The organism is Streptomyces sp. NPDC088254 (assembly GCF_044740925.1).
Classification (GTDB): domain Bacteria; phylum Actinomycetota; class Actinomycetes; order Streptomycetales; family Streptomycetaceae; genus Streptomyces.
This window is the reverse complement of the sequence record NZ_JBIURQ010000004.1, coordinates 342854-356212: the sequence shown is the minus strand read 5'-3', so window position 1 is coordinate 356212 and position 13359 is coordinate 342854. Positions and strand designations below refer to the sequence as shown.

Here is a 13359-nt window from a genome sequence, read left to right as displayed (position 1 = left end):
TCCTTGAGCGAGGTCACTCGAACGAGGGGTGTTGCCCGCGGAAGAACCAATTCTCGAATAAGAGTTCGATAATGTGCGAGTGTCGGAGTGAATGACGGCGCGCAGGGTGATGCGTGAGGGTAGGCAGCGGTAGCGGCAGCACAGCGGAGCTAGGGGGGTGCCAGAACGTATGGCGCGACGCATCGACGTGACCGGAGCGGACGGCGTACGCCTGGCCGCCTGGGAGTTCGGTGACCCGCCCAAGGGAGACCCCCCGGACCACGCGCCGGACATCATGATCCCGGCCCAGTCGCCGGCCGCGGCAGGCGCGGGCAAGGGGGCGGGGGCGGGCTCCGGCGTCCTGTTACTGCACGGTCTGATGGGCCGTGCCTCGCACTGGGCGTCCACCGCCCGCTGGCTGGCCGAACGGCATCGGGCCATCGCCCTCGACCAGCGCGGTCACGGCCGGAGCGAGAAGCCCCCGCAGGCCGCCGCCTACACCCGTGAGGCGTATGTCGAGGACGCCGAGGCCGCTCTCGAACAGCTCGGTCTCGCCCCCGCGGTCCTCATCGGCCACGCCATGGGGGCGCTGACCGCCTGGCAGCTCGCCGCCAAGCGGCCCGATCTCGTCGCCGGCGTGGTCATCTGCGACATGCGGGCCTCCGCGCTCGGCGCGGCCTCGCAGCGGGAGTGGGCCGACTGGTTCAAGTCCTGGCCCGTTCCCTTCGCCACCCTCGCCGACGTCCGCAAGTGGTTCGGCGAGGACGATCCCTGGGTGGAGCGCCCCAATCCGGCGCGGGGCGAGTTCTACGCCGAGGTGATGCGCGAGTCCGCCGACGGCTGGGAGCCGGTGTTCGAGCCCGAGCAGATGCTGAAGTCCCGTGAGACGTGGGTGCTCGACGCGCACTGGGAGGAGCTCACTCAGGTGCAGTGCCCGGCCCTCGTGGTGCGCGGGCTCGACGGTGAGCTGGGGCGGGCGGAGGCGCAGGAGATGGTGCGGGTGCTGCCGCGCGGGGAGTACGCCGAGGTCGCCGACGCGGGGCATCTCGTCCACTATGACCAGCCGGCGGCCTGGCGGTCGGCGATCGAACCGTTCCTGGAAGGGGTGCTCGCTCGGTAGCGCCGGGGGCCTTCTCGTGGGCGGGTGCGGTGCGGGTTGTGGGGGGCCGGTCGCGCAGTTCCCGCGCCCCTGGGTTGGCTGGGCGTGCCCCTTGTCGGAAGTGGTCCCGGGTGCGGGGCGGTTGTGGGCGGGTGCGGGTTGTGGGGGGCCGGTCGCGCAGTTCCCGCGCCCCTCGGTGGGCTGGGCTTGGCCTTTGTCGGAAGTGAGCCCGAGTACCGGGGTGGGGGGGGGCGGCCTTCGGCGGCCCCGTGGCGACTTCCCGTTCCCGGGTTCAGCCCTTGCTCACCGCTGTGAGGATCTCCGGTAGGTGGGTCGCCGTGTGGGGGGCTGCCAAGCGCAGGCCCAGCAGGGTGAGCGCCGTTCCGTAGGCCGCGCCTGTCGGCAGCAGGGTCCAGGTCCACGCCTCACCGCCGGCGCTGACGTTCAGCCAGATCGTCAGCGCGATGACCGGGGTGCACAGCAGTGCGGCGGCGACCATGCCGCCGAAGACGGCGATCCAGGCCAGGCCCGCCTGCCCGGGGGCCACGTTCTTGTAGCCCTCCTGGGGGATGGAGTACGGGAAGCGGGCGGAGGTCCATGCCCCGGTCGCCAGCATCGCGCCCAGCAGCGCGAACGACAGCCCGAGCGCCTCGGGCAGCCTCGCCCAGTCGCCGAGCAGCGCCGTCGTCAGGGCGGTCACGAGCGTCGCGTACGGCAAGGTGATCACCAGCAGCGCGAGGGCACGCGCGCGCAGCTCGACGTACGCGTCCCGGGTCGAGGACACGGTCGTCGCGATCATCCAGAACGCGGACGTGTCCTGCCCGAACTGGTTGTACATCTGGATGCCGAGCATCCCGGCGGCGAAGCAGGCGAAGTAGATCGAGCCGGTGCCCTGGACCGCGTTGAAGACGGGCACGATCAGCCCGATGGCCAGCGAGGACACCCACGCCGCCTTCGTCTTGGGGTCGCGCCAGACGTAGCGCAGCCCGCGTTCCATGACCGCGCCGGTGCGCCCGTCCGGCAGCAGCCGCCGCGCCCCCAGGGCCCGCCCGGACCGCCGGCCCTCGGCCGACGGCTCGGCGGCCTGGAGGGTGGAGCCGTCGGGCGCGGTCATCAGCCGGGTCAGGCTCCGCGCCCACAGCGCCACCAGAGCCGCCAGCGCGCCCGCGGTCACCACGAGCCGCGCCGCGGCGACGCCGTACGAGCCCTGGCTCGCCGCGTCCACCGCACCGATCGCGGAGGCGGGCGGCGCCCAGGCCAGCACCCGCGCCACCGGATCGAGCGGCCCGAGCCCGGCCGTGCCGAGCCGCTGCGCGCCGAAGTTGACGACCTGCGCCCCGATCGCGATCACCAGCCCGCTCAGCACGGCCAGATCGCGGCCCTTGCGGCTGGTCAGCAGCCGGATGTTCGCCGCGGCGACGGCCCGCGCCAGCGCCACGCACACCAGCAGCCCCAGTACGACGCCGAGCACGGCCGTCCCGTACGCCACCGCCCCGTGCGCCACGGCGATCGCCGAGCCCAGCAGCGTCAACGCCGTGAACAGCGGCCCGACGCCCAACAGGGATGCCGCGAGCAGCGCCCGCACCAGGGGGCGCGGCCGCAGCGGCAGCATCACCAGCCGGGTCGGGTCGAGCGTCTCGTCGCCGCTGGGGAAGAACAGCGGCACCACCGCCCAGCCGAGCCCCAGCACGGCCACCAGCGACACCCCGAGCGACGCCGCGTGCGCGTGCCCGCGCAGCGCGACCAGCCCGACGAACTGGAGCACGGCGAACAGCAGCGTGACGACCGCGGAGGCGACGTACACGGCCCGCCGGCCCCCGGACTGCCGCAGCCCGTTGCGCACCAGCGACAGCTTCAGCCGTACGACGACGCCGGTCACGCCGGTCACCGGGCGCCGCCGCCCAGCCAGTCGAGGTCGGCGACGGCGTCCCGGCCGTGTGCGCCGACGAGTTCGAGGAACGCCTGCTGGAGCGAGGGGGCAGAGCCGCGCACCTCCGCCAGCGGGCCGTGGGCGCGGATCCGTCCCGCCGCCATCACGGCCACCCAGTCGCACAGCGACTCGACGAGTTCCATGACATGGGAGGAGAACACCACGGTCGCGCCGGAGGCGGTGTAGCGCTCCAGCACACCCCGGATGGTCTGCGCGGACACCGGGTCCACGCCTTCGAACGGCTCGTCCAGGAAGAGCACTTCGGGGTTGTGCAGCAGCGCCGCCGCGAGCCCGATCTTCTTCCGCATGCCCGTCGAGTAGTCCACGACGAGCTTGTGCCGGGCCCCGGCGAGGTCGAGGACGTCGAGCAACTGACCGGCCCGCTTGTCCACCTCGGCGCCCGGCAGGCCGCGCAACCGGCCGCTGTAGCCGAGCAGTTCGCTCCCGGACAGTCGCTCGAACAGCCGAAGTCCCTCGGGCAGCACGCCGATCCTGGCCTTCACCTCGACCGGATCGCGCCACACGTCGTGTCCGACGACCTCGACGCTTCCCTGGTCGGGCCGCAGCAGCCCGGTGACCATGGAGAGCGTGGTGGTCTTCCCGGCTCCGTTGGGGCCGACCAGCCCGATGAACTTCCCGGCGGGCAGGTCGAGATCGATCCCGGCCACGGCGACCTGCTGCCCGAACCGCTTCCAGAGCCCGCGCACACGGACAGCGGCACCGGCGACGACTGCATCGGAGGTCATGCCAGAACTCTAGGCTGTGACAGCCGACTTCAGTGGACCCGAAGGCGCCCTCAGCGCTCCCGCCCGCACGCGTAGGCGAGCGGCGAGATCAACTCCTCCGCGTCCGGCAGCCATCGGTTCGCCGGCGTCGGACGGCACGCCCACTGCACGGCCCCGCGGGACCCGAACCGGGTGGGCGGCGCGGCCACGTACGCACCCTCGCCCCACGCGAGGAGATCGAGCGAGGCCGGGGACCAGCCCAGCGCGCGGACCAGCCCCGGCACCTTCGCCGACGTACCCGGCAGGACGAAGAACTGCATCCGCCGGTCGGGCGTCAGCGTCACCGGCCCCAGCGTCGACTCCATCCGCTCCATGCGCGCCAGTGCCAGGAACCCGGCCGTCTCCGGCACGGAGATCGCGTCGAAGGTCCGCCCCGTGGGAAGCAGGATCGACGCCGACGGCTGCTGCTGCCACATGCGCCGGGCGACGGTCGCGCTGCCCGTCGCCTGGGCCGCCCAGTCGGGCCGCGCGGGGTGCGCGCCGGGCGCCGGACACGCGGTGTCGTCGCAGGAACAGCGCTGCACCCCGTCGACGGCTTCCAGCCAGACGCCGGGGACCACCTCCCAGTGACGCTCCTCGACGTAGCGAACTGCGGTCTCCAGCAGCGATTCTCCGCGCTGCTTCGGGATCTGGGTGGCTTCGGCGCCCGCGATGGTCTCTTCCACGACGAGCACAACTCCGGGCGTCACCAGGGGTTACGCCCGCCCGTGTGCGCGGGGGAGGAGCACCGGCCCCCCGTTCGGGGCGCACAGGTGCATGTGCGGGGGCGCGCGGCAGGAACGGGCGCGGAAGCGGGTAGTGACGTTCGGGGGTCGGCTTCCATCCGAAAGGGCCCCGCACCCGGCAATCCTCACATGCCTCGCATTTTCGCCGTGCGAGCGGGGCATCGATCTTCACGGCCGGAAACATCCGGTGGAAGAGACGTCAACTCGGAACGCGGTAAGGCGCCGCCGCCGCACGCGAGCCGCCAAGACAGCAGGGGGTAGTGCCCATGGCCGCAAGGCCTCTCGTCGCACGGCAGCCGAACGAACGGCTGCAGGCGCTCATCCAGGAGGCGGGGTGCTCGAACGCCGGACTCGCCCGCCGCGTCAACATGTGCGGTGCGGAACACGGCCTCGACCTGCGCTACGACAAGACGTCCGTGGCCCGTTGGCTGCGCGGGCAGCAACCGCGGGGCCGCGCGCCCGCGATCATCGCCGAGGCGCTGGGCCGCAAACTCGGCCGCACGGTCACGATCGACGAGATCGGGATGGCCAACGGCAAGAACCTCGCGTCCGGCGTCGGCCTCCAGTTCTCCCCCACGGTGCTGGGCGCCATCGAGCAGGTCTGCGAACTGTGGCGCAGCGACGTGGGCCGCCGGGACTTCCTGTCCGGTTCGTCCGTGGCCGCCTCGGCGCTCGTCGAGCCCAGCCGGGACTGGCTGATCTCGTCCGCCGACGCCCAGGTGGCGCGTACGGCGGGCCCGCGGGTGGGCCTGTCCGACGTGGCGGCGGTACGGGCGACGACCCAGGCGCTCGTCGACCTCGACCACCAGTACGGCAGCGGGCATGTGCGCCCGGTCGTCGTGCACTACCTCAACAGCGTCGTCTCGGGGCTCCTCGCCGGCTCCTACCGGGAGGCCGTCGGGCGTGAACTCTTCGCCGCCGTGGCCAGGTTGACGGAGCTGGCCGGCTACATGGCCGTCGACACCGGCCAACCCGGCCTCGCCCAGCGCTACTACATCCAGGCCCTGCGTCTCGCGCAGGCCGCCGGCGACCGCGGCTACGGCGGCTACGTGCTCGCCGCCTCCATGAGCCACCTCGCCGCGCAGCTCGGGAACCCGCGGGAGATCGCCCAGCTGGCGAGGGCGGCGCAGGAGGGCGCACGCGGGCGGGTCACCCCGCGCGCGGAGGCGATGTTCCACGCCGCCGAGGCCCGCGGGCACGCGCTGATGGGCGACGTACGGGCGGCCCAGACGGCGTCCGCGCGGGCGGTGTCGGCGCTGGACGCGGCCGATCCGGGGTCGGGGGACGACCCGCCCTGGATCGCGCACTTCGACCAGGCCTACCTGGCCGACGAGTTGGCGCACTGCCACCGGGACCTCGGCCAGGCCGAGGCGGCGGCGCGCTGCGCGGAGCAGTCCCTGGCCGGGCATCCGGAGAGCCGGGCCCGCCGCCGGGCCATCGGCTATGTGCTGTTGGCCACCGCGCAGGTGCAAAAGCGCGAGGTCGAGGAGGCCTGCGCGACCGGCCTGAAGGCCGTGGAACTGCTCGAGACGCTCCGCTCCAACCGGGGCGCGGAGTACCTGGAGGACCTCCAGCAGCGGCTGGAGCCGTTCCGGGAGGAGGCGGTGGTCAGGGAGTTCGGAGCACGTCTGGACCTGCAGACCGCCGCCTGAACGGACGGGGCGCCGTGGCGTGAACGGGTCCTCGCCACAAGCGGAAGCGGCCCTTCGTCGCGCGGTGTGCGGCGGACGCAGCGCACGGCGCTCCGGTTCTGTTACCGACGTCACTGGGAGGCACGTCACGTCCTGAGCTGCGTGGCACGGTATTCGGGGAACCCGGTAGCGTGAGCCGACGATTGACGAAGGTCCCCCATTCGTAGGAGTCCCGGTGACGCAGAGTGGACAGGGCGAGGAGCCCTCGGCGCGGCCCGCGCACGAAGGCATCGTGCTGCCCTCCGACGGCGGGGAGCCCCTGCTGCCGGGCATGACGAACGCTTCCTATTCCAGACCCCGCCCGCACGAGCAGCAGCCCTCGGCGTCCGCCCCGGGCGGCGGTCAGACCTGGGGCCAGCCCTGGGGCCCGGAGCAGCAGCAGCCCGGGCAGGGCTGGCCGCTCCCGGCGGACCAGCAGCAGTGGGGTGCGCCGCAGGGCGCGAGCCCCGACGCGTGGACGCAGCAGTCCCCCGACGGTGCCGGCGCTCCCCGCCCGGCCGGCGCGGGCCCCCTGCCCCCGGAAGGCGCCCCGGCCCCGTCCTACGGCCACGGCATGCCCGGAGCCCCACTTCCGCCCGCCTCCGGCGACGAGGGGGCGACGCAGTACATACCGCCGGTCCCGTCCGGCCACGGCGGCGGCCACCCCGCCTCCTTCCCGCCGCCCGCCTCCGCCGACGAGGGCGCGACGCAGTACATGCCCCCGGTCCCGGGCGGTGATCACCACACCTCCTACCCGCAGCCCCCTGCGGCCGACGACGGCGCGACGCAGTACATACCGCCCGTCCCGTCGGGCTCCGCCGATGAAGGCGCGACGCAGTACATACCGCCCGTCCCGTCGGGCTCCGCCGATGAAGGCGCGACGCAGTACATACCGCCCGTCCCGTCCGGCCCCGGCGACGACGGCGCGACGCAGTACATCCCGCCGGTCCGTCCCGGCGCGCTGCCGCCCGAGACGCCGGCGGAGTCCACCCACTACCTGGGCCGCGCGGCGGCCTCCCCGGACGCCGAGGCCACTCAGTACATTCCGCCCGTCACCGACCAGGGGCCGTACGGTCCGGGCGCGGGCGGCGCGGACCGACAGCCGCCCGCCGGGTTCGAGAACCTCTTCCGCGAAGGCCCGGCCGGCGACGGCCCGGCCGACGGCTCCACGCAGCAGATGCCCCGCATCTCCGAGCGCGAGGGCGCCGGGCACGGCCACCCCGCCGCCCCCCAGCCGTCCTACACCCCGCCCGGCGACGGCTCCGGCGGCCGGCGAGGCCGGCGGGACGACGACCACGGGCGCGGCCGTGACAGCCGTACCGGCTCGCGGCTGCCGATGATCGCGGCGATCGGCGTGGGCATCGCCGTCGTCGGGGTCGGCGCGGGCGCGCTGCTCGGGGCCGGCGGCGACGGCGGCGACAAGGGCGACGACAACAAGACCGTCGCCGCGTCCGCGCCCGCCACCGAGGGCTCCGCCTCGGCGTCCGCCGACGGGGCCGAACAGCAGGCGATCGCGCTGGACAAGCTGCTCTCGGACAGCGGCAGCAGCCGGGCCACGGTGATCAGCGCGGTGGCCGACGTAAAGGCGTGCACCGATCTGGCGCAGGCGGCCACCGATCTGCGGGGCGCGGCGCAGCAGCGCAACCAGCTGGTGACCAAGCTGTCCGCCCTGAGTCTGGACCAGCTGCCGAACCACGCCGAGCTGACCGACGCCCTGACCAAGGCGTGGCAGGCGTCGGCGTCGGCCGACGACCACTACGCGGCCTGGGCCGACCAGGTCGCCGGCGACAAGAAGCGCAACTGCAAGAAGGGGCAGGCCCGCAGCACGCCCCAGACGCAGGCCGGCAACCAGGCGAGCGGCACCGCCAGCACCCAGAAGACGCGGGCCGCGAAGGTGTGGAACGAGATCGCGCGGAAGTACGGCCTGACGGAGCGCCAGCCCGTCCAGCTCTGACGGCTCGACGGTCGCGACGCCGGCGGGAGCTCTTGCCTGCCGGCGCCCACGGGCTCAAGGGGCGAGCGCCCTTCAGCCCACCTCGGCGGCCCCTCAGTCCACCTCGGCCTTCTCCATCGTCCGCGTCACGTCCACGAAGCCGGGCTTCGCCGCGACCAGCCGGCCCCGCCGCACCTTCTGCAGGGTCACATGGGCGTTGACCAGGCGCGGAAGGCCGATCGAGGCGAGCTTGTCGCTGAACTGCCAGCGCAGCGTCGGCGTGAGCTCGCCGGTGTCGATCCTCAGCCCGTCGTCCAGGGCGCCCCGTACGGTGGTGGCGCTCACCTCGCCGTCGCCGAGCGACTCCACGGCCGTGCGCAGCACCGCGTACGCGATCCAGGTGGTCTGCACGCCGGTGTCCGCCGCGTCGATCCGGGTGTCGGAGAAGGCGCTCTCGCTGATCACCTTCTTCATCCCGTCCCAGCGCGGATCGCTCGCCACCGGGTACCAGCCGGTGACGTAGGCCCCCTCGAACGCGCTGGACGCGCCGCCGGTGGAGTCGACGACCGTCTGGTCGACGCTGCCGAGCACGGTGGCGGTGCGCACGTCGGCGTAGTCGTCGCGGGTGCGGCGGAAGGAGTCCATGAAGGTGGCGGTGCGGTCGCCGAGGGCGGGGATCACGCAGCCCTTCTCCTTCTGGTCGCCGGTCGCCTCCTTCAGCGCCTTCTCGGCCTGCGCGGAGTACTCGGCGGAGTCCTCGGGGGCCCGCTGGTCCTCGGCCGAGTCGTGCCCGCCCGTGGTCAGGCCGGCGTCGAGCATGGGCGGCAGGGCGTCGCCCGCGATGGTGTCGGGGCGGACCAGCGCGACCGGACCGCAGTTCCCGGCGAGTTCCTTGCCGAGCCCGGCGAGCAGCGCGGGCTGGCCGCCGTTGACCGGGTAGGACAGCGGGCTGGTGAACTCGGCGTTGGTGACGCCGTAGCCGCCGATGTAGGGGATGCCGGCGCCTTCCAGGTGCGGGAAGAAGGAGTCGGAGTGCTGGCTGTAGGAGCCGACGACGGCCACCGCCCCCTCCTTGACGGCCCGCCGGGCGCACTTCGCCGCGTCCACGGCGGTGTTGTGGTCGTTGCAGGTCAGGACGGTGAGCTTGCGGCCGCCGATGCCGCCGTTCGCGTTGACCCAGCGGGCGTAGGCGAGGGCGAAGGCGGGCATGCCGGGCTTGTTGGTCGCGCCGGTGCCCTCGGGCGCCCAGGTCATGACGACGACCGGGCCGTCCCCGGAACCCCCCGTGGTACCGGGGACGACCCCGCAGCCGGCGAGGAGCGACGCACAGCACGCCAGTGCGCCCGCCGCGAGGACGGCGGCCCTGGTGGAGCCGGTGCAGCGGAGGAGCCTGGGGAGGAAGGTGCTTCGCGTGCGTCGCCTGCCGGTCATGGCTCCACACGATTCCGTCACACGGCCAACCCTGGAGTGACCCTTGGTCGACGTTTGGTGACGCGGAGGTGAATTACAGGGGCCTGCGAGGCGCGCGGGACGGAGAACGTACGATCGACGACCGTGCAACAAGGTTCGGAGAACTCTTCCCGTCGCGGCCGTCGCTCCTCCACCATGGGCGGCATGCCACTGAACGACATGCCGTGGTGGCGCTGGCGCAGCAATGTGCGCTCCGCGCTGCACATGCTCTCCGACCCGGTGTTCCAGCGGGACGTCTGGCTGGCCGGGGTGGACGGCTACGGTGACGTCACCGACGCCGTGTACCGCCTGGTCGAGGACACCTGGCTGGACAACTGGTCCGCCGAGAAGTACGTCGGCACGATCTTCCGTGACTCCCAGGAGGCGGCGCTCGTCGACACCGCGGTGCTGCGCGTGCTGCGGATCATGCACCAGGTCGGGCCGGACGCGCCGGTCTCCGCGTACGTCGACCACCCCGGCTGGCCGGAGGCGGTGCGGGCGGCGCGCGACGCGCACGTCCGGATGGCGGCGGCCGACGGCGAGGACGCGGACGCGCCCCCGCGCACGCTCGAGGTGCTGCGCATCCTGACCAGGTCGGCATAGCGCTGCCCGGTTCGTCTGTTCTGCCGGGTCCACCCGAGGTTCGTCCGGAACACCCGGTCCGTCCCGTGCTTCCTGCTCGCCCTGCGGACGGATGCCGGGCCGCGCGGGCCGTCGTGAGACCCTGTGCTGCATGAGTGAGCAGTCCACCCGAGCCTCGGCGAGCCTCGCCGACCAGTACGTCCTCACCCTGTCCTGCCCCGACAAGCAGGGCATCGTGCACGCCGTGTCGAGCTACCTCTTCATGACCGGCTGCAACATCGAGGACAGCCAGCAGTTCGGCGACCATGACACGGGACTGTTCTTCATGCGCGTCCACTTCTCGGCGGAGGCGCCGGTGACGGTGGACAAGCTCCGGGCGAGCTTCGCGGCGATCGGCGACTCCTTCCACATGGACTGGAAGATCAACCGGGCCGACGAGAAGATGCGCGTCGTCCTGATGGTCAGCAAGTTCGGGCACTGTCTGAACGACCTGCTGTTCCGCGCGCGCATCGGCGCGCTGCCGGTGGAGATCGCGGCGGTGGTGTCCAACCACACCGACTTCGCCGAACTGGTGGCCTCGTACGACATTCCCTTCCATCACATCGCGGTGACGCGGGAGAACAAGTCCGAGGCGGAGGCCCAGCTTCTGGAGATCGTCCGCGGGGAGAACGTCGAGCTGGTCGTCCTCGCCCGGTACATGCAGGTGCTGTCGGACGACCTGTGCAAGCAGCTGAGCGGGCGGATCATCAACATCCACCACTCCTTCCTGCCGAGCTTCAAGGGTGCGAAGCCGTACCACCAGGCGCACGCGCGGGGCGTGAAGCTCATCGGCGCGACGGCGCACTATGTGACGGCCGATCTCGACGAGGGGCCGATCATCGAGCAGGAGGTCGAGCGGGTGGGCCACGACGTGACCCCGGACCAGCTGGTCGCGGTGGGGCGGGACGTGGAGTGCCAGGCGCTGGCGCGGGCCGTGAAGTGGCACGCGGAGCGGCGCATCCTCCTCAACGGCCGTCGCACGGTGGTGTTCGCCTGACGCCCCGCCCAACGCCCGGCCTTCACTTCGGCGGTGACGGCCGGTGGGCGGCCCGTCCTACATCCGGCTCAGGCTCGCCGCGGCGAACAGCACGTCCCTGATCGCCGAGCGGTCCCCCAACTGCCCCGCCGCCGCCTCCTCCGGCGGCACATGACCCGCCGCCAGCCGGCAGAACTCCACGTCGTCCAGCGCCACGTGGGCCACCTCGTGGTCGGCGGAGCCCACCGCTCCGGGGGAGTCCAGCGGGATCAGCCACTGCCCGCCGCCCTCGCCCTCGATCTCCAGGCGGAGACTGCGGCCGGGACTGCCGGCGCTCACCAGGTGCCGTCGGGCGCCGGGAGCCGCAAGTCCCGCCCGGCGGCGCGCGGCGAGGGCCTTGGGCAGCATCCGCGCCGCGAGATCGATCATGCCGTGCAGATGGCGCGGTGCGGGCGGGGCGTACGGGTAGTCGACGGCGTCGGCGATGTCCTCGGCGTGCACCCAGCACTCGAAGGCCCGGTCCAGCAGTGCGTCACGGATGGGCAGTTCGAAGTGGCCGTACGACACGGGCAGCGCGCCGGGGGTCGGTCCGGAGAAAGAGACGGTGCGCACGACGGCGTGGGTCTGCTCCCGCCACGGCCCGCGCACCGAACGCGTCGGCGGGAAGTGCGAGGCCTCCCAGAAGGCCTCGGTCCGCGCGGCCGGGGTGCGGACGGCCGTCGGCGCGCGGCCGGCGCCCGCGTCGTCCCTCGCGGCCGCCGCCGTCCCGCGGTCGTGGCCCGGGCCGCCGCCCGAGCGCAGCGGGTCCTCCAGGCCGAGCGCGGCGGCGACCAGTCCGTCCACGGCGATCAGATGGGCGATGACCCCGGCGACGGTCGTGCGGCGGCTGGTCGCTCCCTCGCCGCGGAACCAGCGCAGCCGCACGGGCGCGTGCCACTCGGCGTCCCCGAAGTCCTGCAGCAGCGCGTCCAGGCGCGCGGTCTCCGCGTCGTACGACGACGCCCAGACGGGCACCGGGACGCGGGGCGGGCGCCGGTCCAGGCAGGCGTCGAGGACGCGGGTGCGCAGGGCGGGGTCGAGGTCGAGGCTCTCGGGGCGCTGGAGCAGGCCGACCGCCTCGCGCAGCCGCAGCGCCTCGTCGGCGCAGGGCCCGCACTCGCCGAGGTGCTCCTCGACGGCCGCGGTCTCCTCCGCCGAGCAGGCCGCCAGCGCCCAGGCGCCCAGCATCGACTTCAGCACCGGGTGCTCCAGCGGCGGAGGCGGCGACGCCGGGCCGTCCGGGTCGTGGCGCGGGTCGTCGTACGGGTCGTGGTCCGTGCCGTCGTGCCGGTCGCCGTGCGGGGCGGTCATGCCGCGCCCCCGTATCCGGGCGGCGCCCCGGGGGCGGTTGCGTCCGGGGCGGTCACGTCGTGCGCGGTGGACAGCAGTTGCAGGCCGAGGCGGAGGCGGCGGCGGGCCTCGTCATCGGTGACGCCGAGGTCGGCGGCGGTCTGTTGGTAGTCGCGGCGCTGGAAGTAGGCCAGTTCCAGGGCGGCGCGCAGCGGGGCCGGCATGGACTGGACGATGTAGTCGGCGCGGGCGGCGACGGAGGCGTGCCGGACCTTGTTCTCCAGGTCCTCCCGCTGCTCGGCGGTGCGGGGGCCGCCGTCGCCGAGGGCCTCGGTCTCGGTGGCGCGCAGCCGCCGCACGGCGAGGCGGTGGGTCAGGGAGGCCACCCAGGTGCGCAGGGGGCCCTGCTGGGGGTCGTAGGCGTCGGGGTGTTCCCAGACGTGGGCGAAGACCTCGCGGGTGATGCCGTCGGCGGCCCGTTCGTCTCCGAGCACGCGGTGGGCGAGTCCGTGCACGAGCGAAGCGAACCGGTCATAAAGCTCACCGAGGGCGGCGGCCTCCCCGTGGGCGAGTCGCTGCTGCATCGTGCGGTCCCAGCGGGGCAGTGTGTCCTTTTCCACCCTGCGACCCCCTCGCCCCTGCTCCGTTCGGCGTCCTCGCCGACCTGTGTCCTTGTCCAGCGTGCGTCCCCCGTCGGCTCGAATGTAGTCGGCACACCGGTCGGCGCACGCCCCTTTGTCGCAATGTGCGCCCCCCGTCGCGCCGGGGGTGGTAAAGGGGCGTCAGCCGCCGGGCCGGTCCGTTCCGCCCGTGATCGAGTTCGAACGATCTTGTTGCAGTACGTTCAAGTGAGACCGAAAGCG

General features: G+C 73.4%; 11 protein-coding genes. 5 read left to right on the top strand and 6 right to left on the bottom strand.

The features are described 5' to 3' along the window. Positions 1 to 169 precede the first annotated feature (169 nt). Positions 170 to 1099, top strand: a complete 930-nt coding sequence (locus tag ACIOC0_RS14585) for an alpha/beta fold hydrolase (RefSeq protein WP_402155355.1) — start codon at positions 170 to 172, stop codon at positions 1097 to 1099. Between the two features lie 271 nt (positions 1100 to 1370). On the opposite strand, the gene ACIOC0_RS14580 is transcribed toward ACIOC0_RS14585, so the two are convergent. The 3 genes from ACIOC0_RS14580 to ACIOC0_RS14570 are packed head-to-tail and all read right to left on the bottom strand — an operon-like array spanning position 1371 to position 4467. Further along, positions 1371 to 2987, bottom strand: a complete 1617-nt coding sequence (locus ACIOC0_RS14580) for a transporter (protein ID WP_402155516.1) — start codon at positions 2985 to 2987, stop codon at positions 1371 to 1373. Continuing rightward, positions 2963 to 3754 (bottom strand): ABC transporter ATP-binding protein, encoded by a 792-nt coding sequence (locus ACIOC0_RS14575; RefSeq protein WP_351091582.1) that lies wholly within the window; start codon positions 3752 to 3754, stop codon positions 2963 to 2965. The genes ACIOC0_RS14580 and ACIOC0_RS14575 overlap by 25 nt, the downstream gene beginning before the upstream one ends. Before the next feature lie 50 nt (positions 3755 to 3804). Continuing rightward, positions 3805 to 4467 (bottom strand): bifunctional DNA primase/polymerase, encoded by a 663-nt coding sequence (locus ACIOC0_RS14570; RefSeq protein ID WP_402155354.1) that lies wholly within the window; start codon positions 4465 to 4467, stop codon positions 3805 to 3807. 317 nt (positions 4468 to 4784) lie between these two features. On the opposite strand from ACIOC0_RS14570, the gene ACIOC0_RS14565 reads away from it, so the two are divergent. Then, the gene (locus ACIOC0_RS14565) at positions 4785 to 6170 is read left to right on the top strand and encodes a transcriptional regulator (RefSeq protein ID WP_352246514.1); all 1386 of its coding nucleotides are present in this window, start codon (positions 4785 to 4787) and stop codon (positions 6168 to 6170) included. A gap of 214 nt (positions 6171 to 6384) precedes the next feature. Continuing rightward, the gene (locus tag ACIOC0_RS14560; protein ID WP_402155353.1) at positions 6385 to 8142 is read left to right on the top strand and encodes a hypothetical protein; all 1758 of its coding nucleotides are present in this window, start codon (positions 6385 to 6387) and stop codon (positions 8140 to 8142) included. 93 nt (positions 8143 to 8235) lie between these two features. Here ACIOC0_RS14560 and ACIOC0_RS14555 read toward each other — a convergent pair whose 3' ends face one another. After that, positions 8236 to 9552: an ABC transporter substrate-binding protein gene (locus tag ACIOC0_RS14555; RefSeq protein ID WP_402155352.1), complete on the bottom strand. Its 1317-nt coding sequence runs from the start codon at positions 9550 to 9552 to the stop codon at positions 8236 to 8238. Between the two features lie 174 nt (positions 9553 to 9726). Between ACIOC0_RS14555 and ACIOC0_RS14550 the strand changes: the two genes are divergently transcribed. Continuing rightward, positions 9727 to 10173 (top strand): hypothetical protein, encoded by a 447-nt coding sequence (locus ACIOC0_RS14550; protein ID WP_130442094.1) that lies wholly within the window; start codon positions 9727 to 9729, stop codon positions 10171 to 10173. 130 nt (positions 10174 to 10303) lie between these two features. Continuing rightward, entirely contained in the window at positions 10304 to 11188 is an 885-nt protein-coding gene (gene purU, locus ACIOC0_RS14545) for a formyltetrahydrofolate deformylase (protein ID WP_130442096.1), read from the top strand. Positions 11189 to 11245: 57 nt separating this feature from the next. Here purU and ACIOC0_RS14540 read toward each other — a convergent pair whose 3' ends face one another. Further along, entirely contained in the window at positions 11246 to 12517 is a 1272-nt protein-coding gene (locus ACIOC0_RS14540; RefSeq protein WP_402155351.1) for a zf-HC2 domain-containing protein, read from the bottom strand. Then, the gene (locus ACIOC0_RS14535) at positions 12514 to 13080 is read right to left on the bottom strand and encodes an RNA polymerase sigma factor (protein WP_402155515.1); all 567 of its coding nucleotides are present in this window, start codon (positions 13078 to 13080) and stop codon (positions 12514 to 12516) included. The genes ACIOC0_RS14540 and ACIOC0_RS14535 overlap by 4 nt, the downstream gene beginning before the upstream one ends. Positions 13081 to 13359 lie beyond the last annotated feature (279 nt).

Bases quoted from the DNA above. Each gene is read 5' to 3' on its own strand.
- ACIOC0_RS14535 (WP_402155515.1), bottom strand. From the start codon at position 13,080: ATGCAGCAGCGACTCGCCCACGGGGAGGCCGCCGCCCTCGGTGAGCTT.
- ACIOC0_RS14575 (WP_351091582.1), bottom strand. From the start codon at position 3,754: ATGACCTCCGATGCAGTCGTCGCCGGTGCCGCTGTCCGTGTGCGCGGG.
- purU (WP_130442096.1), top strand. From the start codon at position 10,304: ATGAGTGAGCAGTCCACCCGAGCCTCGGCGAGCCTCGCCGACCAGTAC.
- ACIOC0_RS14555 (WP_402155352.1), bottom strand. From the start codon at position 9,552: ATGACCGGCAGGCGACGCACGCGAAGCACCTTCCTCCCCAGGCTCCTC.
- ACIOC0_RS14540 (WP_402155351.1), bottom strand. From the start codon at position 12,517: ATGACCGCCCCGCACGGCGACCGGCACGACGGCACGGACCACGACCCG.
- ACIOC0_RS14565 (WP_352246514.1), top strand. From the start codon at position 4,785: ATGGCCGCAAGGCCTCTCGTCGCACGGCAGCCGAACGAACGGCTGCAG.
- ACIOC0_RS14550 (WP_130442094.1), top strand. From the start codon at position 9,727: ATGGGCGGCATGCCACTGAACGACATGCCGTGGTGGCGCTGGCGCAGC.
- ACIOC0_RS14585 (WP_402155355.1), top strand. From the start codon at position 170: ATGGCGCGACGCATCGACGTGACCGGAGCGGACGGCGTACGCCTGGCC.